Source organism: Accumulibacter sp., assembly GCF_036625195.1.
In the GTDB taxonomy this organism is placed as follows: domain Bacteria; phylum Pseudomonadota; class Gammaproteobacteria; order Burkholderiales; family Rhodocyclaceae; genus Accumulibacter.
Genome location: NZ_JAZKUG010000001.1, coordinates 48658 through 70929, shown reverse-complemented (window position 1 = coordinate 70929; position 22272 = coordinate 48658). Strand labels below are relative to the sequence as shown.

27 protein-coding genes and 2 pseudogenes are annotated in these 22272 nt (G+C 64.5%); 22 read left to right on the top strand and 7 right to left on the bottom strand.

From position 1 onward, the window contains the following. Positions 1-7: 7 nt before the first annotated feature. From V5B60_RS00370 to V5B60_RS00345, 6 genes are all read right to left on the bottom strand, one after another. The gene (locus tag V5B60_RS00370) at positions 8-298 is read right to left on the bottom strand and encodes a chaperone NapD (protein WP_332345079.1); all 291 of its coding nucleotides are present in this window, start codon (positions 296-298) and stop codon (positions 8-10) included. A 155-nt stretch (positions 299-453) separates the two neighbouring features. Continuing rightward, on the bottom strand, positions 454-975 hold the full coding sequence (locus V5B60_RS00365) for a gamma carbonic anhydrase family protein (protein WP_332345078.1): 522 nt from the start codon (positions 973-975) through the stop codon (positions 454-456). Between the two features lie 60 nt (positions 976-1035). Continuing rightward, positions 1036-2256 (bottom strand): ABC transporter permease, encoded by a 1221-nt coding sequence (locus tag V5B60_RS00360; protein ID WP_332345077.1) that lies wholly within the window; start codon positions 2254-2256, stop codon positions 1036-1038. Next, a complete protein-coding gene (locus V5B60_RS00355) occupies positions 2250-2954 on the bottom strand; it encodes an ABC transporter ATP-binding protein (protein WP_332345076.1) in 705 nt (234 codons plus the stop codon). The genes V5B60_RS00360 and V5B60_RS00355 overlap by 7 nt, the downstream gene beginning before the upstream one ends. After that, positions 2954-4150: an efflux RND transporter periplasmic adaptor subunit gene (locus V5B60_RS00350; protein WP_332345075.1), complete on the bottom strand. Its 1197-nt coding sequence runs from the start codon at positions 4148-4150 to the stop codon at positions 2954-2956. Before V5B60_RS00350 ends, V5B60_RS00355 begins: the two co-directional genes overlap by 1 nt. Next, on the bottom strand, positions 4147-5595 hold the full coding sequence (locus V5B60_RS00345; RefSeq protein ID WP_332345074.1) for a TolC family protein: 1449 nt from the start codon (positions 5593-5595) through the stop codon (positions 4147-4149). The genes V5B60_RS00350 and V5B60_RS00345 overlap by 4 nt, the downstream gene beginning before the upstream one ends. A 221-nt stretch (positions 5596-5816) precedes the next feature. On the opposite strand from V5B60_RS00345, the gene nusG reads away from it, so the two are divergent. The 17 genes from nusG (at position 5817) to V5B60_RS00265 (ending at position 18448) form a co-directional block, all read left to right on the top strand. Continuing rightward, on the top strand, positions 5817-6335 hold the full coding sequence (nusG, locus tag V5B60_RS00340; protein ID WP_332345073.1) for a transcription termination/antitermination protein NusG: 519 nt from the start codon (positions 5817-5819) through the stop codon (positions 6333-6335). 84 nt (positions 6336-6419) lie between these two features. Next, positions 6420-7544, top strand: coding sequence for a GDP-mannose 4,6-dehydratase (gmd, locus tag V5B60_RS00335; protein ID WP_332345072.1), 1125 nt, complete (start codon positions 6420-6422; stop codon positions 7542-7544). Positions 7545-7556: 12 nt separating this feature from the next. Beyond that, entirely contained in the window at positions 7557-8603 is a 1047-nt protein-coding gene (locus tag V5B60_RS00330; protein WP_332345071.1) for a GDP-L-fucose synthase family protein, read from the top strand. Then, positions 8581-10008, top strand: a complete 1428-nt coding sequence (locus V5B60_RS00325) for an MBL fold metallo-hydrolase (RefSeq protein WP_332345070.1) — start codon at positions 8581-8583, stop codon at positions 10006-10008. Before V5B60_RS00330 ends, V5B60_RS00325 begins: the two co-directional genes overlap by 23 nt. An 85-nt stretch (positions 10009-10093) precedes the next feature. Next, a complete protein-coding gene (locus V5B60_RS00320) occupies positions 10094-10378 on the top strand; it encodes a MarR family EPS-associated transcriptional regulator (protein ID WP_332345069.1) in 285 nt (94 codons plus the stop codon). A 92-nt stretch (positions 10379-10470) separates the two neighbouring features. Next, positions 10471-11250, top strand: a complete 780-nt coding sequence (locus V5B60_RS00315) for a DUF4351 domain-containing protein (RefSeq protein ID WP_332345068.1) — start codon at positions 10471-10473, stop codon at positions 11248-11250. 75 nt (positions 11251-11325) lie between these two features. After that, a complete protein-coding gene (locus V5B60_RS00310; protein ID WP_332350358.1) occupies positions 11326-11544 on the top strand; it encodes a hypothetical protein in 219 nt (72 codons plus the stop codon). 45 nt (positions 11545-11589) lie between these two features. Further along, on the top strand, positions 11590-12027 hold the full coding sequence (locus V5B60_RS00305) for a DUF29 domain-containing protein (protein WP_332345067.1): 438 nt from the start codon (positions 11590-11592) through the stop codon (positions 12025-12027). Positions 12028-12239: 212 nt separating this feature from the next. Further along, complete coding sequence (gene mntA, locus V5B60_RS00300; protein WP_332345066.1) at positions 12240-12629, top strand: type VII toxin-antitoxin system MntA family adenylyltransferase antitoxin; 390 nt, start codon at positions 12240-12242, stop codon at positions 12627-12629. Then, positions 12614-13066, top strand: a complete 453-nt coding sequence (gene hepT / locus V5B60_RS00295; protein WP_332345065.1) for a type VII toxin-antitoxin system HepT family RNase toxin — start codon at positions 12614-12616, stop codon at positions 13064-13066. Before mntA ends, hepT begins: the two co-directional genes overlap by 16 nt. A gap of 537 nt (positions 13067-13603) precedes the next feature. Further along, on the top strand, positions 13604-13849 hold the full coding sequence (locus V5B60_RS00290; protein WP_332345064.1) for a hypothetical protein: 246 nt from the start codon (positions 13604-13606) through the stop codon (positions 13847-13849). After that, positions 13846-14127: a nucleotidyltransferase domain-containing protein gene (locus V5B60_RS00285; RefSeq protein WP_332345063.1), complete on the top strand. Its 282-nt coding sequence runs from the start codon at positions 13846-13848 to the stop codon at positions 14125-14127. The genes V5B60_RS00290 and V5B60_RS00285 overlap by 4 nt, the downstream gene beginning before the upstream one ends. Next, positions 14124-14579 carry a hypothetical protein gene (locus V5B60_RS00280; RefSeq protein WP_332345062.1) on the top strand — a complete coding sequence of 152 codons (456 nt, stop codon included), beginning with the start codon at positions 14124-14126 and terminating at the stop codon, positions 14577-14579. The genes V5B60_RS00285 and V5B60_RS00280 overlap by 4 nt, the downstream gene beginning before the upstream one ends. A gap of 903 nt (positions 14580-15482) precedes the next feature. Next, positions 15483-16427 (top strand): DUF4351 domain-containing protein, encoded by a 945-nt coding sequence (locus V5B60_RS00275; protein WP_332345061.1) that lies wholly within the window; start codon positions 15483-15485, stop codon positions 16425-16427. An 89-nt stretch (positions 16428-16516) separates the two neighbouring features. Next, the gene (locus tag V5B60_RS22120; RefSeq protein WP_434735352.1) at positions 16517-16777 is read left to right on the top strand and encodes an Rpn family recombination-promoting nuclease/putative transposase; all 261 of its coding nucleotides are present in this window, start codon (positions 16517-16519) and stop codon (positions 16775-16777) included. 1256 nt (positions 16778-18033) lie between these two features. Beyond that, positions 18034-18240, top strand: a complete 207-nt coding sequence (locus V5B60_RS00270; RefSeq protein ID WP_332345060.1) for a type II toxin-antitoxin system HicB family antitoxin — start codon at positions 18034-18036, stop codon at positions 18238-18240. Further along, a complete protein-coding gene (locus tag V5B60_RS00265) occupies positions 18233-18448 on the top strand; it encodes a type II toxin-antitoxin system HicA family toxin (RefSeq protein WP_034890232.1) in 216 nt (71 codons plus the stop codon). Before V5B60_RS00270 ends, V5B60_RS00265 begins: the two co-directional genes overlap by 8 nt. A 36-nt stretch (positions 18449-18484) precedes the next feature. Here the strand turns inward: V5B60_RS00265 and V5B60_RS00260 are convergent. Further along, positions 18485-18631 (bottom strand): annotated as a pseudogene (locus V5B60_RS00260) (IS110 family transposase); the annotation flags it as partial. 127 nt (positions 18632-18758) lie between these two features. Between V5B60_RS00260 and V5B60_RS00255 the strand changes: the two are divergent. The 5 genes and pseudogenes from V5B60_RS00255 to V5B60_RS00235 all read left to right on the top strand — a co-directional run bounded on the left by V5B60_RS00255 (position 18759) and on the right by V5B60_RS00235 (position 21914). Further along, positions 18759-19235, top strand: coding sequence for a PIN domain-containing protein (locus tag V5B60_RS00255; protein ID WP_332345059.1), 477 nt, complete (start codon positions 18759-18761; stop codon positions 19233-19235). After that, positions 19225-19425, top strand: a complete 201-nt coding sequence (locus V5B60_RS00250) for a hypothetical protein (RefSeq protein WP_332345058.1) — start codon at positions 19225-19227, stop codon at positions 19423-19425. Before V5B60_RS00255 ends, V5B60_RS00250 begins: the two co-directional genes overlap by 11 nt. Before the next feature lie 309 nt (positions 19426-19734). After that, positions 19735-21075, top strand: a pseudogene (gene tnpC, locus V5B60_RS00245) (IS66 family transposase). A 328-nt stretch (positions 21076-21403) separates the two neighbouring features. Further along, complete coding sequence (locus V5B60_RS00240; protein WP_332345057.1) at positions 21404-21673, top strand: DUF4160 domain-containing protein; 270 nt, start codon at positions 21404-21406, stop codon at positions 21671-21673. Continuing rightward, positions 21666-21914: a DUF2442 domain-containing protein gene (locus V5B60_RS00235; RefSeq protein WP_332345056.1), complete on the top strand. Its 249-nt coding sequence runs from the start codon at positions 21666-21668 to the stop codon at positions 21912-21914. The genes V5B60_RS00240 and V5B60_RS00235 overlap by 8 nt, the downstream gene beginning before the upstream one ends. The last annotated feature ends 358 nt before the right edge of the window (positions 21915-22272 follow it).

Genomic DNA, 22272 nt, shown 5'->3' with positions numbered 1-22272 from the left:
TTTCATTTCAGGCTTCCTTATCGGTGTCGGGTTCGAACTGGTGATAGACCATGGACGCCGAGAGCACTCCCGGCTGCTGGTTGATCTGGGTGAAGAGTTCGCTGCTGCCCTGCAGCGAATCGCTTTCGATGGTGACGATGAGGCGACCCTCTTCGGTCACGGCGTGCACCTCGACGCCGGCGAGTGCCGACAGCGCCGCCTGCACCTCGGGCAGTGCGTGCGGGAGCGCGTGCACCAGCACGCTGGAGATGTTCATGTAGGCGGGTCGCTCCGGGTTGGCAAGCAGCCCGGGCGGCATGCGAAAAGCTGCCGCAGGCGGCCGCCCGATCGTGCTTCAGGCGCACACTCTAAATCGGCCGCGAAGGCTTTTTTTTGATTCAGATCAGAATCAAAAAAAGTTCTTGCGGTGCAGCAAGAATGGCCTCCGCCGATCGCTCGCCGCCGCCGGGTGGCTCAGATCGCCTGCAGTTCGCTCTGGTAACGCTGCCAGTTGTGCACGTAATGCGCCGCGCTGAGGCGGATGCGCGCGACCTGGTCGGCGTCGAGCTGGCGCACGACCTTGCCCGGTGAACCGACGATCAGCGAATGGTCGGGAAAGACCTTGCCTTCGGGAATCAGCGTGTTGGCGCCGACGATGCAGCCCTGGCCGATCACCGCCCGGTTGAGCAGCACCGAACCGATGCCGATCAGCGAGCCGTCGCCGATCGTGCAGCCGTGCAGCATCACCAGGTGACCGACGGTGACCTCGCGACCGATCGTCAGCGGCACCCCCTCGTCGGTGTGCAGCACACACTGGTCCTGGATGTTGCTGTCCTCACCGATGCTGATCGGATCGTTGTCGCCGCGCACCGTCGCGTTCCACCAGATCGATGCGTTCTTCGCCAGGCGGACGTCGCCGATGACGATCGCGTTGGGGGCGACCCAGCTTTGCGGGTCGAGCTGCGGGCGGCGGCTGCCGAGAAGGTAGATGGGCATGGGAATGGACTCGCTGTGGTGGGGATGGGCGGATTGTAGCCTGCGTCGCGCCCGCTGCGGCTACTGATGGCGCAGTGCCTCGATCGGGTCGAGCGCGGCGGCGCGGCGGGCCGGATAGTAGCCGAAGAAGACGCCGACACCGGCAGCGACGGCGAAGCTGACGAGCACCGAGGTGCCGGAGATGACGATCACCATGTCGGTCAGCGCGTTCGTCAGCAGCGCGCCGCCGACGCCGACGAAGAGCCCGATCAGGCAGCCGGCGACCGAGATCATCAACGCCTCGAAGAGGAACTGCGCCAGGATGTCGCGCTGGCGGGCGCCGATCGCCATGCGGATGCCGATCTCGCGCGTCCGCTCGGTGACCGAGACGAGCATGATGTTCATGATGCCGATGCCGCCGACGAGCAGCGACACGGAAGCGATCGCGCCGAGCAGCAGCGACATCACGCGCGTCGTCTCGGCTGCCGAGTCGGCGGCCGCCGCCAGGTTGCGCAGGTAGAAGTCGTTGTCCTGTCCCTCGCGCAGGCGGTGCCGCTGGCGCAACAGCGCGACCATGCCCGCCTCGACCGCCGGCATCGCCTCGGCCGACGCCGCCTGCACCATGATCATCCGCACCGAGCCGGGAAACGGGTTGCCGAAAACCTTCCGCTGCGCGGTCGTCAGCGGGATGATCAGCGTATCGTCCTGGTCGCGGCCGTCGAGATTCTGGCCCTTGCGGGCGAGGACGCCGATGATCACGAACGGGCTCTGGCGGATGCGCACCGTCTGCCCGAGCGGATCGTCGTTGGGGAACAGGTTGTCGGCCGCGGTCTGCCCGATCAACGCCACGCGCGTCGCCGCGCGCACGTCGGAATCGCCGAAGGGATAGCCGCTCTGCAGTGTCCATGCGCGCGCATCGAGGTACGGTGGCGTCGTGCCGACGACCGTCGCGCTCCAGTTGTTCGGCCCGTGCACGAGTTGCTGCGTTCCCTGCTGCACCGGCGCCACGTTGGCGACGCCGTCGAGCTCGGCGATCGCCTCAGCGTCGGCGATGGTCAACGTCGGCCCGCCGCCGCTGCCGCTGCGCAGTCCGCCGGCGCTCGTCGAGCCGGAGATGACGATGTACAGGTTGCTGCCCATCGTGCTGATCGTCTGCGCAACCGAATACTGCGCACCCTGGCCGATGGCCAGCATCAGCACCACCGAGCCGACGCCGATCACCATGCCGAGCATCGTCAGGCCGCTGCGCAGTCGGTTGGCGCCCATCGCCTGCCAGGCTTCGCCAAGCATCGCCTTCAGCATGGCGCCTCCTGCCGGGTCGGCTCGTCGCTGACCAGCTGGCCGTCGCGGAAACGCACCTGGCGGGCGGCGCAGGCGGCGATGTCCGCTTCGTGGGTGACGAGGACGATGCTGATCCCCTGCCGGTTGAGGTCGGTGAACAGGCCCATGATCTCGGCGCTGGTGTGGCTGTCGAGGTTGCCCGTCGGCTCGTCGGCGAGGATCAGTTGCGGCGCATTCACCAGTGCGCGGGCGATCGCCACCCGCTGCTGCTGGCCGCCCGAGATCTGGTTCGGTCGCGCTTTTTCGTAGTCGGCGAGGCCGACCCGCGCCAGCTCGCGCCGCGCCCGCTGCCGCCGTTCGTCGCGCCGGCAACCGGCGTAGACCAGCGGCAGCGCGACGTTGTCCTCGAGGCTCATGCGCGGCAACAGGTTGAAGCCCTGGAAGACGAAGCCGATGCAGCGGTTGCGCAGGGCGGCGAGTTCATCCCGGCTGAGGTGGGCGACGTTGCTGCCGACGAGGAAGTAGTCGCCACTGCTCGGTGTGTCGAGGCAGCCGAGCAGGTTCATGAAGGTCGACTTGCCCGATCCGGAAGGCCCCATGATGGCGACGAACTCGCCGCTGGCGATGCTCAGGTCGACCCCCTTCAAGGCAGCGAACGAACCGGCCGCGGTCTGGTAGGTCTTGCCCAGGCCGACCGTCCGGATGACTGCCCCGGGCATCAGAACAGCCGCATCCCGACGCTGCTCGGCTTGCCGCTCGGCGTCGCGACGTTCTCGCCGACGACCACGCTGTCGCCGGCCTTCAGCTCGCCGCCGACGACCTCGGTGTTGCGGTTGTCGGTGATGCCGAGCTGCACGCTGACCGGCTTCAGTGCGCCCTGCTCGATGCGATAGACGGTGCCGCTGGCGGCGGCCTCGCGCTTGCGCGCGGGACCCTCGCCGGGCGGTCGCTGGCCACTGCCCGCCGCCGTCGGTGGGCGGGCGCCGTTGCCGTCGGCCGGCTTGAAACGCAGCGCCGCGTTCGGCACCAGCAGCACGTCCTGCCGGCTGGCGACACCGATGCTGACGTAGGCGGTCATTCCCGGCAACAGGATGTGGTCCGGGTTCGACAGCGAGACGCGCACGTTGTAGGTGACGACGTTCTGCTGCGTCGTCGGGTTGAGCCGGATCTGCTGCACTTCGCCGTGGAAGCTGCGATTGGGAAAGGCGTCGACGGTGAAACGCACCTTCTGTCCCTCGCGAATCTTGCCGATGTCGGCCTCGGCGAAGCTCGAGTCGATGCGCATCTCCGACAGATCCTGCGCGATCTTGATCAGCGTCGGCGTCTGCAGGCTGGCGGCAACCGTCTGCCCGAGGTCGACGACGCGGTCGACGACGACGCCCGAAACCGGCGAGCGGATCGTCGTGTAGCGCAGGTTGACCTCGTCCTTGTCGGCCGCCGCCTTCGCCTGCGCCAGTTGTGCCTCGCTCGAGCGGCGTGCCTGGATCGCCTGTTCGAGTTCCTGCCGCGAGACATACTCCTCCTTGAAGAGCGCCTGCAGGCGTGCCTCGTTGGCTCGCGCCAGGTCGACCGCGGCGGCGACATTGAGCACGTTCGCCGCCGACTGGCGGGCCTGTGCGGCGAGCAGGCGGTCGTCGAGTTCGAGCAGCGCCTGGCCCTTCTCGACCTGGTCGTTGAAATCCACGTAAAGCCTGGTGACGGTGCCGGAAACCTGTGTGCCGACATTGACCAGCACGATCGGATTCAGCGTGCCGTTGGCCGACACCGTCTGCGTGATGTCACCCCGTTCGATGGTCTGCAGCTTGTAGCGCTGTTCGAGCGACTCGCTGCCGCTCTGGCGGTACCACCAGAAAGCGCCGGCGGCCAGCGCGGCGGCGGCGACGAGCAGCAGGGGTTTGCGGGCGGAAATCTTCATCGTGCTTCGTCCTGCCGGCTGGGGGTCGATGACAGCAACTGGCCGTCGAGGATGCCGAGTGCGCGGGCCAGCGTGGCGCGCGAGACGTGCCAGTCGAGCGCCGCCTGCACCCGCTGCAGGCGGGCGTTGGCGAGCGCGCTCTGCGCGTTGAGCACGTCGAGGATGTTGCCGACGCCGGCCTTGTAGCGACCGAGGGCGACGCGCTCCGAATGTTCGGCGCTGGCCAGCAGGTCGGCGGTCGTGCGCAGCGTCTGCGTCGCGGTATTCAGGCTCTGCCAGGACTCCCAGACCTCCAGCGCCACCTGTTGGCGGACGTTGTCGCGGCGCGCGCCGGCGACGTCGCTGCGCGCCTGCGCGGCGCGCACGTTGTAGGTGGTGTTGAAGCCCGAGAACAACGGCAGGTTGATCGTCAGGCCGATCGAGCTGGCATTCGCCGAGACGCCGCCGATGTTCTCCCAGCTCGGGCCGGCACCGAGCGACAGAGTCGGCAGGCCGCTCGCACGCGCGTAGTCGATGCCGGCCACGCTGGCGCGGTACTCCGCTTCCGCCGCCTGCAGGTCCGGCCGCCGCAGGCGTGCTTCGCCGATCAGCGCCGCGACGTCATCGCTGAAACGCTCGTCCGGCTTCGCCGACGGGGGGTCGTCGAGGCGCAGCGGCTGGTTGGCATCGAGTCCCATGACGTTGGCCAGTCGCCCGAGGCTGTTTTCGCGCACGCCCTCGGCACGGATGCGGGTCAGCGTCGCCTGCGACGCCGCCGTCTGCGCCTGCAGCCGGTCTGCCGGCGTGCCGGTGCCGACGCGATAGCGGACCTCCGCCGCGTTCAGGCTCTCGCGGCTCGCCTTCTCCGACTCGATCGCCGCGGCGACCGCCGCCCGCGCCGCCTGCGCGTTGTAGTAGGCCTGCATGGCGTTGAGGAAGACCGTCTGCACGCCCGCGTCGAGCGTCGAGGTGGCGGCGCGCATCAGTTGCCGCGCCACTTCGAGGTTGGCCGAGCGGGCGCCGAAGTCGAAGAGCAGCCACGACAGGGTCAATGAGGCGTTGCGCTGGTTGGCGCTGCGCGAGTCGACACGGACGCGGCTGGCGGTGGCGCGGCCATCGATGGTCGGCAGGAACTCGGCCTGCGCCAGGCCGACGTCGGCCGCCTGTATGCGCGCCGCGGACCAGATCTCGCGCGTCGTCGGGTTGCGGCACAGCGCCAGGTCGACCGCCTCGACGATGCCGTAGGGCGCATCCGCCGCCGGCAGCTGGCACGGCAGGGCGCGGCCGTCGATGCGCAGTGCCGGCCGCTCGGGCGTGATGTCGCGGGTGGCGAAGGGATCGCCGAGCTCGAACGCCGGCAACTCGGCGCTGAGAAGCGCGAGCAGGCCGGCGACGACGAGGCGGTACCGGGCGGTGGCGGAAGAGTGGGCAACGCTCGCCGGTTGGCGAAAGGGCAGGGGGCTCATCGGCCGCTAGTATAGCCAGCCCGCGACCGATTCCGCCGCATTGCCAGCGGCTCGTTGCGCTCGCCTGGCGTTAGCAAATGTTTCAGGCTGCCGCAGCGGCAGGCGAATTGACCGGCGGTGCGATTTGCGGGGATACTTCGTCCTGCCGTTTGGCTGTTTGACTCCTTCCCCACGCGGTTCTGCGCCGTCTGGCGGCAGACCGCCCTGCCGGCCGACAACGCGTGTCACTCACCGCACCTCCCGACAATTCCTGGTACGTCTGCTTCTGCAAGCCGCGACGCGAGGCGTTTGCGTTGCGCAAGCTGGAGGAGCAGGGCTACGACGTCTTCCTGCCGTTGCTGACGCGCTGGGAGAAGGCGAAGGACGGCTGGCGGCCGCAGCAGCAGGTGATGTTCCCGCGCTACTGCTTCCTGCGCTGTGGCCGCAGCGGCCAGAGCATCGCGCCGATCCGCAGCACGCCCGGGGTCAGCGGACTGGTCACCTTCGGCAACCAGCCGGCGACCCTCGACGAAACCATCATCGAGGCGCTGCGCGCGCTCGTCGACAAGCAGGCGGGCGCCGTCGCGGCGGGGCGCACGCCGTTTCGTGCCGGCGACACGGTCGACATCGCCGACGGGCCGCTGAAGGGGATGTCGGGCATCGTCTCGGCGGTGGCCGCCGAGCGCGTCACCGTCATGCTCAGCCTGCTCGGGCGCGAGAAGCCGGTCGCCGTACCGGCCGCCCACCTCACCCTGGCGTGATATAGTCCCGCGCCGGAATCGCCGGGTGACGGCAGAATGGGTGCCCTGACAGACTCCAACCCGACCTTGAGGAGAAGAACCAGCATGACCGTGCAGAAGAAGATTGCCCTGATCACCGGCGTCACCGGCCAGGATGGCGCCTACCTCGCCGAGCTCCTGCTCGCCAAGGGTTACGAGGTTCACGGCATCAAGCGCCGCAGCTCGCTGTTCAACACCGACCGCATCGACCACCTGTACCAGGATCCGCACGAGCAGGACCGCCGCTTCATCCTGCATCACGGCGACCTGACCGACTCGACGAGCCTGATCCGCGTCATCCAGCAGGTGCAGCCGGACGAGATCTACAACCTGGCGGCGCAAAGCCACGTCGCAGTCAGCTTCGAGGAACCCGAATACACGGCCAACGCCGACGGCATCGGCGCCCTGCGCCTGCTCGAGGCGATCCGCATCCTCGGCCTCGAGAAGAAGACCCGCTTCTATCAGGCGAGCACCTCGGAACTCTACGGCCTCGTCCAGGAAATACCGCAGAAGGAGACGACGCCGTTCTACCCGCGCAGCCCGTATGCGGTCGCCAAGCTCTACGCCTACTGGATCACCGTCAACTACCGCGAAGCCTATGGCATCTATGCCTGCAACGGCATCCTGTTCAACCACGAGAGTCCGGTGCGCGGCGAAACCTTCGTCACGCGCAAGATCACGCGTGCCATCGCGCGCATCGCGCTCGGGCTGCAGGACTGCCTCTACCTCGGCAACCTCAGTGCCCTGCGCGACTGGGGGCACGCCCGCGACTATGTCGAGATGCAGTGGCTGATGCTGCAACAGGACCACCCCGAGGACTTCGTCATCGCCACCGGCGTGCAGTACAGCGTTCGCCAGTTCGTCGAGTTCGCCGCCGCCGAACTCGGAATCGGCGTCCGCTTCGAGGGCGAGGGCGTCGATGAGGTGGGCATCGTCAGCCGGGTCGAGGGCACGCGCGCCAAGGTCAAGCCCGGCGACGTCATCGTCCGCGTGGACCCGCGCTATTTCCGGCCGACCGAAGTCGAAACGCTGCTCGGCGATCCGACGCGGGCGCGCGAGAAACTCGGCTGGACGCCGACCACCAGCGTGCAGCAACTGGTGCGGGAAATGGTCCTCGCCGACTACAGCTCGGCGCGGCGCGATGCGATGGTCAAGCTCGCCGGATTCCAGACCTTCGATCATCACGAATGACGGCCGACGACGATGACTGAACCCCGCATCTACGTCGCCGGCCACCGCGGCATGGTCGGCTCGGCGATCGTCCGCATCCTGCAGGGCCAGGGGCAACCGCACCTGATCACCCGCAGCCACGCCGAACTCGATCTCACCGACCAGGCCGCAGTGCGCCAGTTCTTCGCCAGCGAGAAGCCCGAGCAGGTCTATCTCGCCGCCGCCCGTGTCGGCGGCATCCACGCCAACAATACCTACCCGGCCGAGTTCATCTACCAGAACCTGATGATCGAGGCCAACATCATCCACCAGGCTTGGCGTGCCGGCGTCCGCAGGTTGCTCTTCCTTGGCAGCAGCTGCATCTATCCCAAGCTCGCGGCGCAGCCGATGGCCGAGGACGCGCTGCTCACCGGCACCCTCGAGCCAACCAACGAAGCCTACGCCGTCGCCAAGATCGCCGGCATCAAGCTCTGCGAAAGCTACAACCGGCAGTACGCCACCGATTACCGCAGCGTCATGCCGACCAACCTGTACGGCCCGGGCGACCACTACGACCTGCAGAACAGCCATGTCATCCCGGCGATGATCCGCAAGCTGCATCTCGCCAAGCTGGCGGCGGCACACGACTGGCCGGGAATCGCGCGCGACGAGGCGCGCAACGGCCCGATCCCCGACGAACTGCGGCAACAGCTGCACGGCACCAGCAATGCCGGTCTGGCACCCTGCCTGACGCTCTGGGGGACCGGCACGCCGAAGCGTGAGTTCCTCCATGTGGACGACATGGCGGCCGCCAGCGTGCACGTGATGAACCTCGACAAGGCGAGCTACGACGCCCACACGCAACCGATGCTGTCGCACATCAACGTCGGTACCGGTGAGGATCTCAGCATCCGGCAACTGGCGGAAACGGTGGCGCAGGTCGTCGGTTACGGCGGCCGCATCGAGTTCGATCCCAGCAAGCCCGACGGCACCCCACGCAAGCTGCTCGACGTCTCGCGGCTGCACGCGCTCGGCTGCCGCGCCGGGATCGGGCTCGCAGAGGGCCTGCGGCAGGCCTATGCCGACTTCCTGCAACGCTGAGCCGCTGCCGGCCTGGCGCATCAGCCACCACGGCGCGGTCGATGGCGTCACCGGCTCGTGCCACCAGCTCAGTCTCGCTGACGGGCAGTCGCTGCTGATCGACTGCGGTCTCTTCCAGGGTGCCGAGACCTCGCGCGAGGGCGCCAGCGCCGAGCGCCTCGCGGTCAACTTCCCGGTCGCTCGGGTGCGTGCCCTGGTCGTCACGCACGTCCATATCGACCATGTCGGGCGCCTGCCGCATCTCCTCGCCGCCGGCTACCGCGCGCCGATCATCTGCAGCGAGGCATCGGCGAAGCTGCTGCCGCTGGTTCTCGAGGATGCCATCAAGGTCGGCTTCACGCGCGAGCGGGCGCTCGCCGAACGCTTTCTCGAGCAGATCCGCAGGCAGATCGTCGCCTTGCCGTACAAGGAATGGCAGACGGTCGTCGACGGCGAGGTCGAGCTGCGCGTCAAGCTCTCGCCGGCCGGCCACATCCTCGGCTCGGCCTACGTCGAATGTGAACTGCGACAGGGCAGCGAGCGGCAGCGGATCGTCTTCTCCGGCGACCTCGGCGCGCCGCACACGCCCCTGCTGCCGGCGCCGCAGTCACCCTACGCGGCCGACGTCGTCGTCCTCGAGAGCACCTACGGCGACCGCTGCCACGACAGCCGGCGGGACCGCCGGCAGCGGCTGCAGGCGGTCTGCGAACACGCCTTCGGCAACAAGGGGGCACTGCTCATCCCCGCCTTCAGCATCGGCCGCACACAGGAGCTGCTCTACGAACTCGAAGAGATCATCCACCGCAACCGCCAGCGCGCCGCCGCTCCCGGGGTCCGCTGGGAGGACCTCGACATCATCGTCGATTCGCCACTCGCCGCCGACTTCACCAATGGTTACATGCAGCTGCGCCAGCACTGGGACGCCGAAGCCCGCCGCAAGCTCGCCGCCGGTCGCCATCCGCTCGACTTCGAGCAACTGACCACCATCGACGACCATGCCACCCACCTGCGCGCCGTCGAGTACCTGGCGCGCACCGCCCGGCCGGTGGTCGTCATCGCCGCCAGCGGCATGTGCAGCGGCGGGCGCATCGTCAACTACCTCAAGGCGATGCTCGGCGACCCACGGCACGACATCCTGTTCACCGGTTATCAGGCGGCGGGGACGCCGGGCCGCGACATCCAGCGCTACGGCCCGAAAGGCGGCCATGTCGAACTCGATGGTCAGCGCTACCCGATCCGGGCCGCCGTGCACACTCTCGGAGGCTACTCCGCGCACGCCGACCAGAAGGACCTCCTCAACTTCATCGGCCGCATGCGCCGGCCGCCGCGGCAGGTGCGCCTGGTGCATGGCGAGGAATCCGCGAAGCGGGCGCTGGCGGCGGCGATCCGCGAGCGGCATCCCGGGATCGAGGTGCTGGTGCCCTGATCGCCGGGGGCGGCGCGTGCTGTGGGGCGCTTGTCTCGCGCTCAGGCTTGCCCTATCATTCGCGTTCATCCATTGAACAGAAACCATGACTCCGGCGGAACAGGCACAGCTGCGCATCCTCAAGATCGTCGATGCCGAGCCGGCCATCAGCCAGCGGCAGCTTGCCGAACGACTCGGGGTCAGCCTCGGCAAGATCAACTATCTGCTCAAGGCGCTGCTGGACAAGGGCCACATCAAGGCCGGCAATTTCCTGCGCGCCGAGGACAAGGCGAAGTATGTCTACCTGCTCACGCCGGAAGGCATCAGTGCCAAGCTGCAGCTCACGCGCAACTACCTGGCGCGCAAGGAGCAGGAGTGTACCTGGCCGTGAAGGCCGAGATCGACGCCATGCGCGCCGAACTGGGTGTGCAGGAGGAGCGTTACTGACCTGACGGCTGCTTCCGGGCCGGCGACAAGTGAACCGTGCTGAATGCTCTCGAGCATCCGGGCATGGCGGTAGCGTGCGAAAAACGGGGACGGTATACTTTTCTTGCCTTCGGAGGGGAGGTCACATACGGTTCCTCTTGTCTTGGTCTGTTCACCTACAACTACCGCCTCTACGACAAATACCGGCGCCCGATCGCCAGCCTCGCCGTTCTTGCTGACGATCGCCCACATTGGAAGCCGCAAAGCTATGGATATGAACTCCTCGGTTGTCGGCACTACCTCGAATTTCCCACCGTAAAGCTGCTCGACTACCAGCCGCAAGCGCAAGCCCTGCTGGTTGATCCCAACCCTTTCGCCCTGGTTACTGCCGCTCATCTGCTCACCCAGCAGACCAAGGGCGACGACCGGCAAAGGCTTGCTGCAAAATGGCGTCTGGCCAAACTGCTTTACGAACGGAACTGGGACAAGCAACGCATCATTGACCTGTTCAGCGTCATCGATTGGATGATGCAGGTGCCGAAGGACCTGCAGAATCAACTCTGGCAAGACATCGAACAACTGGAGAGGAACCGAACCATGCCCTACATCACCTCGGTAGAACGCATCGGCATTGAGAAGGGCATCCAGCAAGGCATGCAGCAAGGCATTCGGCAAGGGGAGTCTGCTCTCCTCGAACGTCAACTCACGCGCCGCTTCGGCCCACCCAGCGCGGAGACCCTGGCTCGGCTGCAGGCCGCCACGGTTGAACAGCTGGAACAGTGGGCCGACAACATCCTTGACGCCACGACGCTGGAGGACGTCTTCAAGGATCACTGAGCCCAGAAACGGTGACGGTATACATTTCTTGCCTGGAAGGTACGCCTCGGCGACTTCCTCGGGTGACATGTTGCCATCGCGCGACTGGCATTCAAGCCGAACACCAGCGACTTGGGCGAAGCGCCGAGGCGGACGCTGTTCACCGACCTCTTCGCCGCGGAGGCGACTGCGACAGCGCACGACCCGGTCTTCATGGAAGCGGTTCTGAGCGTCTCCAGCCACGAGGCGCGACTGATCTGCGTGAGCCGTCCGGGCGCTGCGCTTGAAGGGCTTGGCAAGTGGACTGGCCTCTGAAAGGCATTTCATATACTGTCCCCGTTTTTACCGAGGGAGGTCGATATGAGCACCAAGTACGAGACCGATGTCGTGGCATGGGCAAACGAGCAGGCCAGCCTTCTTCGTGCCGGGCGGTTCGATCTGCTCGACCGCGACCACATCGCGGAGGAAATTGAAGACGTGGGCAAGAGCGAACAGCGCGAGCTTGCCAGCGGGATGTCGGTTCTCATGGCCCATCTGCTCAAGTGGCGATATCAGCCGGAGCGACGGGGAGCCAGTTGGGAAAAGACCATCCTCGCGCAGCGCAAGGAGATTGCCTATGGACTGAGTGAAGCCCCAACCCTCTCCCCCAAGCTTCACGAAACTCGATGGCTTGCGATGGTGTGGGCCAAGGCTGTCGCTCAGGCAGTTGGGGAAACCGGCCTTGATTGCTTTCCCGACGCCTGTCCGTGGATGATGGAAGAAGAAGTTCTCAATGATGACTGGCTACCGGATGCCTGAGGAGACGCATCTGCAAAAACGGTGACGGTATACATTTCTTGCCTGGAAGGTACGCCTCAGCGACCTCCTCGGACGCCATCTTGCCATCGGGCGACTGGCATTCAAGCCGAACACCAGCGACTTGGGCGGAGCACCGAGGCGGACGCTGTTCACCGACCTCTTCGCCGCCGAGGCGAACCAGATATTTAATATACTGTCCCCTTTTCGTTTACATGACGACGACCGAATTGATTGGCTCGGTGCTGCTGCGCCACCCGCATATCAAGCTGGCGGTGCTGTTTGGGTCGCTGGCAGCGGGTAAGGCTCGGCCGGACAGCGACCTCGATCTGGCGGTGGCGGATGACAAGCCCTTGGGTGTGGATGCCAAGATGGCGTTGGTTGCCGATCTCGCCGAGCGTGTGGGCCGGCCGGTCGATCTGATTGACCTGACCAGCGCCGGCGAACCGCTGCTTGGACAAATCCTCACGCACGGGCGCCGCATCCTGGGAAGCGATGAACGCTTTGCACAACTGTTGTGCCGGCATCTGATCGATGACGCGGATTTCGCGCCGTATAGCAGCCGCATATTGGCCGAACGGAGGCGCGTATGGATCGACAGGTAATCGAACAGAAGCTCGAGTCTCTACGGCGCTGCCTGCTCAGGGTGAAGGAAAAGTGCCCGGTCGACGCCGAAAGCCTGGTACGCGATATCGATGCCCAGGACATCATTACCCTGAATCTCACCCGCGCCGTTCAACTTTCCGTCGATTTGGCCGCCCACCTGATCGCCAGCCGGGACGTACCGGCGCCAAATACCATGGGGCAAGCGTTCGAAGCCCTCGCCAGCACTGGTCTGATCAGCCCGGCTCTGGCCAGCCGCATGAAAAAATCGGTCGGATTTCGCAACATCGCCATCCACAACTATGAGGCCACCTCTTGCTATACGCCGGCCGAATTCGAGCGGCGGCGAGCCGAATCGGGGTCCTTCGTGAATCGTGTTCTGGCCCAGGACATCATCCCTCTGATCGGGGCGTCCCATGAGTCTGCCCGCTCTGGATAAGCTGGTACGCATCGGGCAACTCAAGGCCGAGCCGAGCAACCCGGCCGAAACTGCGGCGCTACCGTCGTCCGGTGCAGCCCGCGACTGGCTACTGGATGAAACAATTGCGCGAGCGGCATGAAGCGAGTAGCGACGATCCTTTCAAAGTGTTGGACGAGGCACCCGAGCCAGCGCTGGCCGCACTCGAGTAGAACCATGGTTTCCAGATTGGCACTGATCGTTACGTGGGGTCATCCAGCGAGCCCGGCGAGGGTCGTCCCGTGCTCCTTCCGCACGGAGAGTGCGGTGCCATGGCAATGAAGCGCGACTCACCGTCGAGCCGCACGGCCGGAATCGGTAAGTGCAGAGTTGAATCTCGCGCAGGCTGCAGGCAACATGGCCCAGCCCAGCTGAAGTTCCCGGGGTGACTCTTCTCTCAAGGAATTTTCGTACACAGGCCTCATCTTGCGTACCTACAGCTCCGTCCGCTTCGGAATTGAACGAGGGCAGGAACCTCAAGGTCTGGAACGGTAGCCAGAAAGCGTCAGCCTGTTCTCGATGTGGCGGGAATACATATGGCAGACGTGGCATGACGCCGAAGCGCGTTACCAGGTCAAGCGCAACCTCGACCGCCTGGTGTATCGACATCGATGGGAGCGAAAACGCACCCTCGATCTCTTCGCGGTGCTCGACCGGATGATGCGACTGCCGGATGCCCTGGAACAGAGGTCGTGGAAGGATATCGAAGCGATTGAAGGAGCACTGACCCGGTCCGCCGGTTCGTCTGCCGGAAGGAAAATATGAGACTCACAGCAGGGGAACAGTCCGCGATCCGCAAAACGATTCACGAGGCCGATGCACACGCCTCGATCTACCTGTTTGGCTCACGCGTCGATGACTCAGCCAAGGGTGGGGACATCGACCTGCTCGTGCTATCGGGCAGGATCGACCTGATGAGCAAGCTGGATATTCTCGCCCGGCTTCATCAGCAGTTCGGCGAGCGCAGGATCGACCTCGTCGTCTATCCGGATGCTTCCCGGCCCTTTCCTCGAATGGTCCTGGAAGAAGGCGTGCCGTTGTGACGCCCGTCAAGGCAGAACTCCTGAGGGAGGAACTGGCGCGCCTGCAGCTTGCCGCCGACCACCTCCAGTACTCGATCGAGCGCTGCCGGGACCTGCTGGGTCAGGAGGCTTGGTCGCCGGAGCAACTGGAGCGCCTCGAATCCTTCACCAGCCGCTTCGCGCGCCTCGCCGACTTGCTCACTCAGCGCGTATTCCGCCTGATCGATGAAATCGAGTTGATCGGCGGTGGCTCGCTGCTCGACCGAATCTACCGCGCAGAGAAGCGAGGCTGGGTAGAGGCCGCGCAGCTGATCCGCATTCGCGAGTTGAGAAACCTGATCGCCCACGAATACGCGACCGAGAAGATGCCCGAGATCCATGCTGCGGTGGCCGCGCTGGCACCGACGCTCCTGGCCACCGTGCCCCGAGTCATCGCCTACGCCGATGGCACGCTCCGCAAGTACGCGAGCTGACCGCCTGCCAAGACCTCTGCCTCGCTCCCGGGAGGCTGGTGATTCCGACTGCGTCGCCCGCTGGTTGCGTCGGGCCGCATGCCGCTGCGCCCAACCGTGTCCCCGCCGCCTCGCCGCGGCTTCCTGCCGCCCGACGGGGCTTCCGGCGCGGCGCGCGAGCAGGAAACGTGAAGACAGTCACGCTTGGCAAAGGCGCCCTGGGTGATCATTGGCAGCCTCGCGGAGAAGCGCACACCGCTGACCGGCCGCGCTCCCGAGCGAAAGGAGCGGCTTGCCCATGGTTCCCCGCAGGTGCCGAGCGACCGCCACGCAGCCTCCGGCGCAGCGAGCACAGCAGAACAACCCGCGCCGCAACGCCTGTCGCTGCGCTGCGCGATCGCCGCTGACCGCCCATCGATCTGCTGAATGCCGAAGCGTTCGGGCATGGCGGTAGTGTGCCCGGGGTTCGCCGAGTTCTCCGGCGTGCAGGCGGGCTGCAGAACGTCTTCACCGGAGCGTATCCGGAAGGGGGCCAGACACCGCTCGGACCAGCATACGAGGCCGCCCGCGACACCAAGCCGTCCCGCCCGCTGGCCACGGGCACGGTTCGCGGGCACAGCCAGGGGCAGGCGCACAGCCGGGTGCGGAACGCTGCCAAGCGGCCCGGCCTCGCTGCCGGTCAGGTTGCTGCTGCATCAGTCAATCGACCGGTCGCCCGTCGCGGACCGCTTCAGGCGGACGCGACAGCGGGCCGCTTGGCGGCTCGTCCTCGGGATGCCGGGGTGATGCCAAGGCCCAGGCCCGCTCCGTGCAACTGGCATCCTGCGGCAGGGAGTTCCTCGAAGGCGCTGCTTGCGGCGGCACACGACCTATACTGTTCCGGTATCAGCGTCCCCTTGTTATCCGTCACCCATGGCAAGCCCGATGCCGTCAAACGATGACTACGACACGCCTTGGAAAGACGCGCTGACGCGCTACTTCCCGGAGTTCATGGCCTTCTACTTTCCGCGAGCCCACGCCGAGATCGACTGGCGGCAGCCGCACGTTTTCCTGGACCAGGAACTCGCCCAGGTGGTGCAGGACGCACAGCTCGGCAAGCGGCTGGTTGACTGTCTGGTGCAGATCGCAACGCGGGACGGAGGGGAGCAGTGGGTCTACATCCACGTCGAAGTCCAGGGCCAGCAGGATGCCGACTTTGCCGAGCGCCTCTTCACCTACAACTACCGCCTCTATGACCGCTACCGTCGTCCGGTTGCCAGCCTGGCCGTGCTGGCCGACGAACGTGAAAACTGGAAGCCGACGCGGTTCAGCTATCAGCTGTTCGGCTGCGAGGTTGGCATCCGCTTTCCCGTGGTCAAGCTCCTCGACTACGCCAACCAGACCGAATCCCTGCTCGAAGACCCCAACCCCTTCGCACTGGTCACCGCGGCTCACCTCTTTACCCGGCGCACAAAGGGTGACCCGGAACAGCGCTATGCGGCAAAATGGCGTCTGGCCAAGCTGCTCTACGAACGCAATTGGGACAAGCAGCGCATCATCGATCTGTTCGGGGTCATCGACTGGCTGATGCGGCTGCCGACAGAGCTTGAGCAACGGCTGCTGCAGGAAGTCTACACACTGGAAAGGAAGGTCATCATGCCTTACGTCACCTCTGCAGAACGCTTCGGAATCGAGAAAGGCCGACAGGAAGGCCGACAGGAAGGCGAGGCTTCCCTCCTGAAGCGCCAGCTCGCGCGTCGCTTTGGCACGCTCCCCGATACCGTCCAGGTGCGGTTGACCACCGCCACGATCGATCAGTTGGAAGAATGGGCGATCAGGGTGCTCGATGCCGAGTCTCTGGACGCAGTCTTCGATCAGCGTCCGCAGTAGCCAAGGGACGAGCGTCGCACGGGTTGCGGGGCGGGGTCGGCTTTGCGGCGGCCCATCGGTTCCGGTCACTGTGGCAATGAGGACCTTTCCTGGCCGCCGGCTCCGCACAGGATACCGGCTACAAGCTGATCTTTTCGCACGCTGTCGTCGTCGAACACCTGCTGCTCGAATTCCAGCGTGCCGTCGACCCGTGGCTGGCGCTACGGATCCTCGTGTATGCCGGCCTGTTGTACCAAGACCTGAGTCGCATGGGCGAAGTGAGCCGAGGCGAGAAACGGCCGGCGGTGTTCCCGTTGGTTATCTACAATGGCCGCGATCCGTGGGGCGCCTCCCGCGCGTTGGCGAGCTGATCGACGAACTGTCGGGCAGCCGGAAGTGCTATCGCCCGACGAACCGCTGCTTTCTGCTCGAGGAAGCGTAATTGGCCGACGAGTCGAACACGGTCGGCGGCATCATCCGGATCGAGAAGCGGTGACGAGAAGCGGTGACAGTATGCTTTTCTTGCCTGGACCGTAGGCTGCGGCGACGTCGACGGACGCCATATTGCCGTCTGGGGACTGGCATTCAAGCGGAACACCGAAGACCTGCGCGAAGCGCCGAGCCGGACGCTGCTCGCATACCTTTTCCCACCACGGGGGCGCGACCGCGACTGCGCACGCCCCGGTTGCCATGGAATCGGCCCGGCGCGTCTGCGGCGAGGAGGCCTGCCTGATCTACCTGAGCCATCCGCGGGCTGCGCTTGAAGGGCTCGGTGAGTGGGTTGGTCTCTGGAAGGTATTTCATATACTGTCACCGTTTTTTGTCACAATGATGCCTGGCGACCGGATGCCTGAAGACACGCATCGCGAGTAGCCGATCCCCGGCGCCGTCACGTCACCATGCGGACAAAGGCTTACGCAGTACCAGCGAAGGTACGGCGGCGGCTGCACGGCAATGGATCAACCGTCAGCCGGGCAGGAGCAGGCATGCTGTCGTGGTCAGGATCACTGGCTGGCGCACGACTTCGATACGCTCATGGCGATGGATCGCTCAGCACTCACGCGGAAATCCAACTGGTTTATCTGATTGTTTTTGAGGACAACTGGTTGTACGAACTGCGTTCGCGCTTGCGCGGGAATGAGGGTTTGCTGGCGCCGCCCGCAATTCTTGCGGCCCCCGCGGCCCCGCGCCATGACCGAGGTCAGTTGAGGTCATTGAGTGGGCGCGTCTCTGGAAGGCATTTAATATACTGTCCCCTTTTTTTCATTGTTCTGTTGGACAAGGCACCCGAGCTAGCGCTGGCCGCACTCGAGTAGAGCCATCGTTTCCTGGTAGGCAATGATCGTCCCCTGGGTGCATCCAGCCAGCGCGGCGCGCTGATCCCGCGCCCCGGCCGCCCAGCGGGGACAGCGACATGGCGATGAAACGCGACTCACCATCGAGCCGCACGGCAGGAGTCCGCACGCGCTGGGTCAAGGCTCGCACAGGCTGCAGGGAACATGACCCAGCCTACCTGAGGTTCCCGGGGTGACTCGTCCCTCAAGGTATTTCATATACTGTCCCCGTTTTTTTGGGCACCCCAAACCAGAATGAGCGAGAATTGCGCTTTTCCCACCGGAGTTAAGCCATGGAACTGATCGCGGTACTTACTGCCGCCGAAGAAGGTGGTTACGTTGCCCTGAATCCTGAGACCGGTACCACTACGCAAGGTGAAACCGTCGAGGAGGCTATCGCCAACCTGCGAGAGGCTACCGAACTGTATCTCTCGGAGTTTCCCATCCCTCCGCCAGGGCATCCGCTGGTAACAACGTTCAGCGTTCCCGCGCATGCCTAAGCTGCCTCGTGTTTCGGGCGCCATCGTAGTACGGGCGTTGGAGCGGATGGGTTTCGAGAAGCTGCGCCAATCTGGAAGTCACGTCATCATGCGCCGTGGTTCTAGAGGCTGCGTCGTCCCGATGCACAGCGAGGTCAAAGTCGGCACATTGGCAGGCGTCTTGCGCCAAGCCGATGTGTCACCCGACGAATTCATCGCGGCCTTGTAATCGTGGAGCTCAACGAGTAAGCAACTGTCTTTCGAGTCAAGCGGTATGAAGAGAATCGTCCCATGCTCTACCGGTTCTGAGCATGGCGTTGAGGATAGTCAGGAGCTTGCGCATGCGGGCGACGATGGCAACCTTTTTGGGTTTACCTGCGGCGACGAGGCGGTCGTAGAACTGCTTGATGACGGCTTCAAGGGAAACCTTCCCTTCACTTGCCGTGGCGCCCTTCATCAGTGACTCCAACAATTTGAGAACTGACTCGAAGTATCGCATGCAACACTCCTGAGCCATCCGCGGACAGCGCTCGAAGCGCTTGCTGAGCGGGCTGGTCTCTGGGTGGAATTTCATATACTGTCCCCTTTTTCGACGCAACCGCCCATTTGACGATCAGGGGCAACTGCTGGTCCGGTTGCAGACTGAAGCCAAGCTCGACATCCAGCAATCCGTAAGAGAAGAGAAACTCGCCCTGGTCTGGTCGGCAGTGCTGGACTTGGAAAACACCGCAAATGCCGATATCGAACGGAGCAAGGCCATCGAGGGATGGAAACCACTCGCGGTAATCGACATGGACGCAACACCACAAATTGAATCCCTGGCAGAAGAATTCGCCAGTATTGGTGTCAAACCCATGGATGCCCTCCATGTCGCCAGCGCAATCGCCGCTGGTGCAACCTATCTGCTCACGACAGACAAGCAACTACTGAAAAAGATGGCTGTTGAACCGCGCGTTCGTGTAATTGACCCTGTGGATTTCATTAAAACACAACAGGACAAAAACCATGAGAACTGATACCGAAATCCGCCATGAAGGCGTAGCGATGCTCATAAAAAACCTTGGGCCCATCGAAGCGGAGCGATTTATCGCACTGATCAACCGCGAACGCTTCGATTACACCGAATGGCGCAGGAATCAATGGCTGGGCGAAACAGTTGCCTCCCTCGCCGAAAGGGCAAGAAAACTTCGTTTGGCTAGTAAGTAATGCGCCCTCACGGTATGGCATGCGACATCAATGTGCCCCCACAACAACCCCGTCATTGCGGTAACCGTTCAGTCCCCCTCACCGCCGATTGGCCAGCAGCCTCCGCGGCCGTGCCTTTGGGCGAACGACGGAGCTCGTGACCGCTGCGCGCCGGTGCCCATGCCGTCGTGGGCGATCAGACCATCCGCCCCATCGCTTTTGCTCAACAGCTTACCGACGTAAGCTGAAAAACCACCTGCGATATTGTGGGAGCTGAGCGTGCGTTGCATTGGACTGAGCCCCGTTGCCCACGGCCCAGCCCGTCGTGCCATGCATCTGACCGACCACGATCTTCGCCAACTCGACCGCGATGCCCTGTCGCGGCTTGAGGAAGAGTCGTTGCGGCGGTTGGCGGAGCGCCTGCTGGCTGACCTCAAGGAGGCGCGGGACCGATTGAACCAAGGCTCCCGCACCAGTTCGCGTCCGCCCGGCAGCGATTCGGTCTATCGCCAACCACGTGCGGCCGCGGAGCGTGATCCGCCGACGGACGGTGCGTCTGGGGCGCCACCAACGACAACGACCGGCGAACCAGGAGAGGCGCTTGAGGCGAGCGACGACGGCGCTGCGGTGACGATAACGCCTTCCGGCGCGGCTGCCCCTGCGGCGCGTCGCCCGGGTCGGCAGCCGGGCGCGCCCGGGTTTGGTCGAACCCAGAAGCTGACGGTCAACGCTGTGATCGATCATTGGCCGGAGCGATGCGCGGCCTGTGACGAGCCCTTCGCAGCCGAACCGGTAAGCCTACGGGCGCTACGACGAAAGCTCCTCTGTGAGTTGCTCGGACTGCAACTGTCCGCCGGACTCATCGACCAGACCATACGGCAAAGCGCCGGACAGGTCGCACTGGTCGAAGACCTGCTGCTGGAGGAGATCGAGCGCGCCGGCCTGCTGCACCTGGACGAGACGCCGTGGCGAGAACGTGGCCAGTTGCTGTGGCTGTGGGTGTTCAACGCCGTGACGACGGTAGTCCATTTCATCGGCGCACGCAGCGCCGAGATCTTCATCAATGCCCTCCAGGGCGGTTTCGCTGGCTGCCTGATGAGCGACGGCTACGCAGTTTAGCGTTCGTACCTCAACCGTATTCGCTGCCTGGCGCATCTCCTGCGCGAGGCACGCGGACTGACCGAGGCCACTTGCCGGCACACCAGTCAGGTCGGGCAGCAACTCCTCGACCTGATGGGTGGCCTGATACAGGCGACCCAGGCTGCCCGCGATGGCCCTTTCGACGACTGGGCCGAGCGCCAAGCACCAGCCATCGCCCAGCTCAAGGCCTTGTGCGAACGCCACCGACACAGTCCCTTCGTCAAACTCAACGAATTCTGCCGCGAGATGCTCAACGATTGGGAAGCGATCATCCGGCCGCTACTGGACCCCAGCCTGCCGCTCACCAACAATGCGGCCGAACGCCTGTTGCGCCACTGGGTCATCGCCCGTCGCCTGAGATTCGGTACCCGCAGCGAGCAAGGAACTCGAGCGTTTGCGCTGTTCGCCGGCATCATCGATACTTGTCGCGCAAGGAAGGCGTCCGCTTGGGATTACCTCACCACCGCCCTTCAGGCCGGCCGCCAAGGACTACCGATGCCACCTTTGCCCGCGATTTCAGTGGGGGAGTGATTGGTTACGTCCAAAGTGTTGGACAAGGCACCCGAGCTAGCGCTGGCCGCACTCGAGTAGAACCATCGTTTCCTGGTAGGCAATGATCGTCCCCTGGGTGCATCCAGCCAGCGCGGCGTGCTGATCCCGCGCTCCGGCCGCCCAGTGGGGACAGCGACATGGCGATGAAACGCGACTCACCATCGAGCCGCACGGCAGGAGTCCGCACGCGCTGGGTCAAGGCTCACACAGGCTGCAGGGAGCATAACCCAGCCTACCTGAGGTTCCCGGGTTGACTCGTCTCTCAAGGTATTTCATATACCGTCCCTTTTATTCACCGTAGACTCCCATGCCTATACTGTCAGTCTTCTTTGGCATCATCGTTCGCATGTGGCATGATGACCATCCGCCGCCCCATGTTCACGTCGAGTATCAGGGATTCGAGGCCTTTGTCGAAATTCGAACGGGCGAGATCAGCGAAGGGCGGCTACCGAGGAAAGCTGCGGCCCTCGTCAAGGAATGGTGCCTGCGGCATCAAGATGAGCTGATGACGAACTGGGAGCGCGCGCAGAAATTTGAATCGTTGCAACGTATAGTTGGAGCAGACCACGATGATTAAGGTGATGACGGCACGCTATCTTGGCAACTATCAAGTTGCACTTGTCTTCTCTGACAATAGGGAAGGGGTTTTTGACGGTACAAGTTTGCTACAACGCCACGGAACGCTGATAGAAGCGCTGCGCGATGAGAACTTCTTCAAGCTCCTGTTTGTCGATGCGGGCGCGTTATGCTGGCCGAACGGCCTGGAACTCTCGCCGGCACGACTGCATGAGAACTGCAACATGACTGCAGCGGCCTGAGTCCTCGGAGAAGGCCAACCAAGGCGCGGTCCATGTCGTTCTGCTGCACGATGTATTCGAGCGTCACGCGATTTCCCAACCCCTCGTGTTGCGTTGGCTGGTGTGCCAGTTGCTCGGCAGCGCCGAGGGAACCTTCAGTATCAAGAAATTCCAGGTCGACCTGAAATCTCAAGGTGTTGCGGTTGGCAAAGACACCCTGCACAGAAGCTGACCATCGACGCTGTGCTCGCTCATTGGCCGGAGCGATGCGCGGCCTGTGGTGAACCCTTCGCAGCCGAACCGGTGGGTCAAGCCTACGGGGGCTACGACGAAATCGAAGTGCTGTCGGCCGACCCGAACGCCCCAGGCCTGCGGCTGT

What these genes read in the sequence shown, in the direction of transcription:
- V5B60_RS00325 (WP_332345070.1), top strand. Translation starts at nt 8,581, where the DNA reads ATGCCGACTTCCTGCAACGCTGAGCCGCTGCCGGCCTGGCGCATCAGC.
- V5B60_RS00365 (WP_332345078.1), bottom strand. Translation starts at nt 975, where the DNA reads ATGCCCATCTACCTTCTCGGCAGCCGCCGCCCGCAGCTCGACCCGCAA.
- mntA (WP_332345066.1), top strand. Translation starts at nt 12,240, where the DNA reads ATGACGACGACCGAATTGATTGGCTCGGTGCTGCTGCGCCACCCGCAT.
- V5B60_RS00240 (WP_332345057.1), top strand. Translation starts at nt 21,404, where the DNA reads ATGCCTATACTGTCAGTCTTCTTTGGCATCATCGTTCGCATGTGGCAT.
- V5B60_RS00360 (WP_332345077.1), bottom strand. Translation starts at nt 2,256, where the DNA reads ATGCTGAAGGCGATGCTTGGCGAAGCCTGGCAGGCGATGGGCGCCAAC.
- V5B60_RS00270 (WP_332345060.1), top strand. Translation starts at nt 18,034, where the DNA reads ATGGAACTGATCGCGGTACTTACTGCCGCCGAAGAAGGTGGTTACGTT.
- V5B60_RS00290 (WP_332345064.1), top strand. Translation starts at nt 13,604, where the DNA reads ATGTGGCGGGAATACATATGGCAGACGTGGCATGACGCCGAAGCGCGT.
- V5B60_RS00350 (WP_332345075.1), bottom strand. Translation starts at nt 4,150, where the DNA reads ATGAAGATTTCCGCCCGCAAACCCCTGCTGCTCGTCGCCGCCGCCGCG.
- gmd (WP_332345072.1), top strand. Translation starts at nt 6,420, where the DNA reads ATGACCGTGCAGAAGAAGATTGCCCTGATCACCGGCGTCACCGGCCAG.
- V5B60_RS00355 (WP_332345076.1), bottom strand. Translation starts at nt 2,954, where the DNA reads ATGCCCGGGGCAGTCATCCGGACGGTCGGCCTGGGCAAGACCTACCAG.
- V5B60_RS00265 (WP_034890232.1), top strand. Translation starts at nt 18,233, where the DNA reads ATGCCTAAGCTGCCTCGTGTTTCGGGCGCCATCGTAGTACGGGCGTTG.
- V5B60_RS00345 (WP_332345074.1), bottom strand. Translation starts at nt 5,595, where the DNA reads ATGAGCCCCCTGCCCTTTCGCCAACCGGCGAGCGTTGCCCACTCTTCC.
- V5B60_RS00275 (WP_332345061.1), top strand. Translation starts at nt 15,483, where the DNA reads ATGCCGTCAAACGATGACTACGACACGCCTTGGAAAGACGCGCTGACG.
- V5B60_RS00235 (WP_332345056.1), top strand. Translation starts at nt 21,666, where the DNA reads ATGATTAAGGTGATGACGGCACGCTATCTTGGCAACTATCAAGTTGCA.
- V5B60_RS00285 (WP_332345063.1), top strand. Translation starts at nt 13,846, where the DNA reads ATGAGACTCACAGCAGGGGAACAGTCCGCGATCCGCAAAACGATTCAC.
- V5B60_RS00320 (WP_332345069.1), top strand. Translation starts at nt 10,094, where the DNA reads ATGACTCCGGCGGAACAGGCACAGCTGCGCATCCTCAAGATCGTCGAT.
- V5B60_RS00250 (WP_332345058.1), top strand. Translation starts at nt 19,225, where the DNA reads ATGAGAACTGATACCGAAATCCGCCATGAAGGCGTAGCGATGCTCATA.
- hepT (WP_332345065.1), top strand. Translation starts at nt 12,614, where the DNA reads ATGGATCGACAGGTAATCGAACAGAAGCTCGAGTCTCTACGGCGCTGC.
- V5B60_RS00330 (WP_332345071.1), top strand. Translation starts at nt 7,557, where the DNA reads ATGACTGAACCCCGCATCTACGTCGCCGGCCACCGCGGCATGGTCGGC.
- V5B60_RS00305 (WP_332345067.1), top strand. Translation starts at nt 11,590, where the DNA reads ATGAGCACCAAGTACGAGACCGATGTCGTGGCATGGGCAAACGAGCAG.
- V5B60_RS00370 (WP_332345079.1), bottom strand. Translation starts at nt 298, where the DNA reads ATGCCGCCCGGGCTGCTTGCCAACCCGGAGCGACCCGCCTACATGAAC.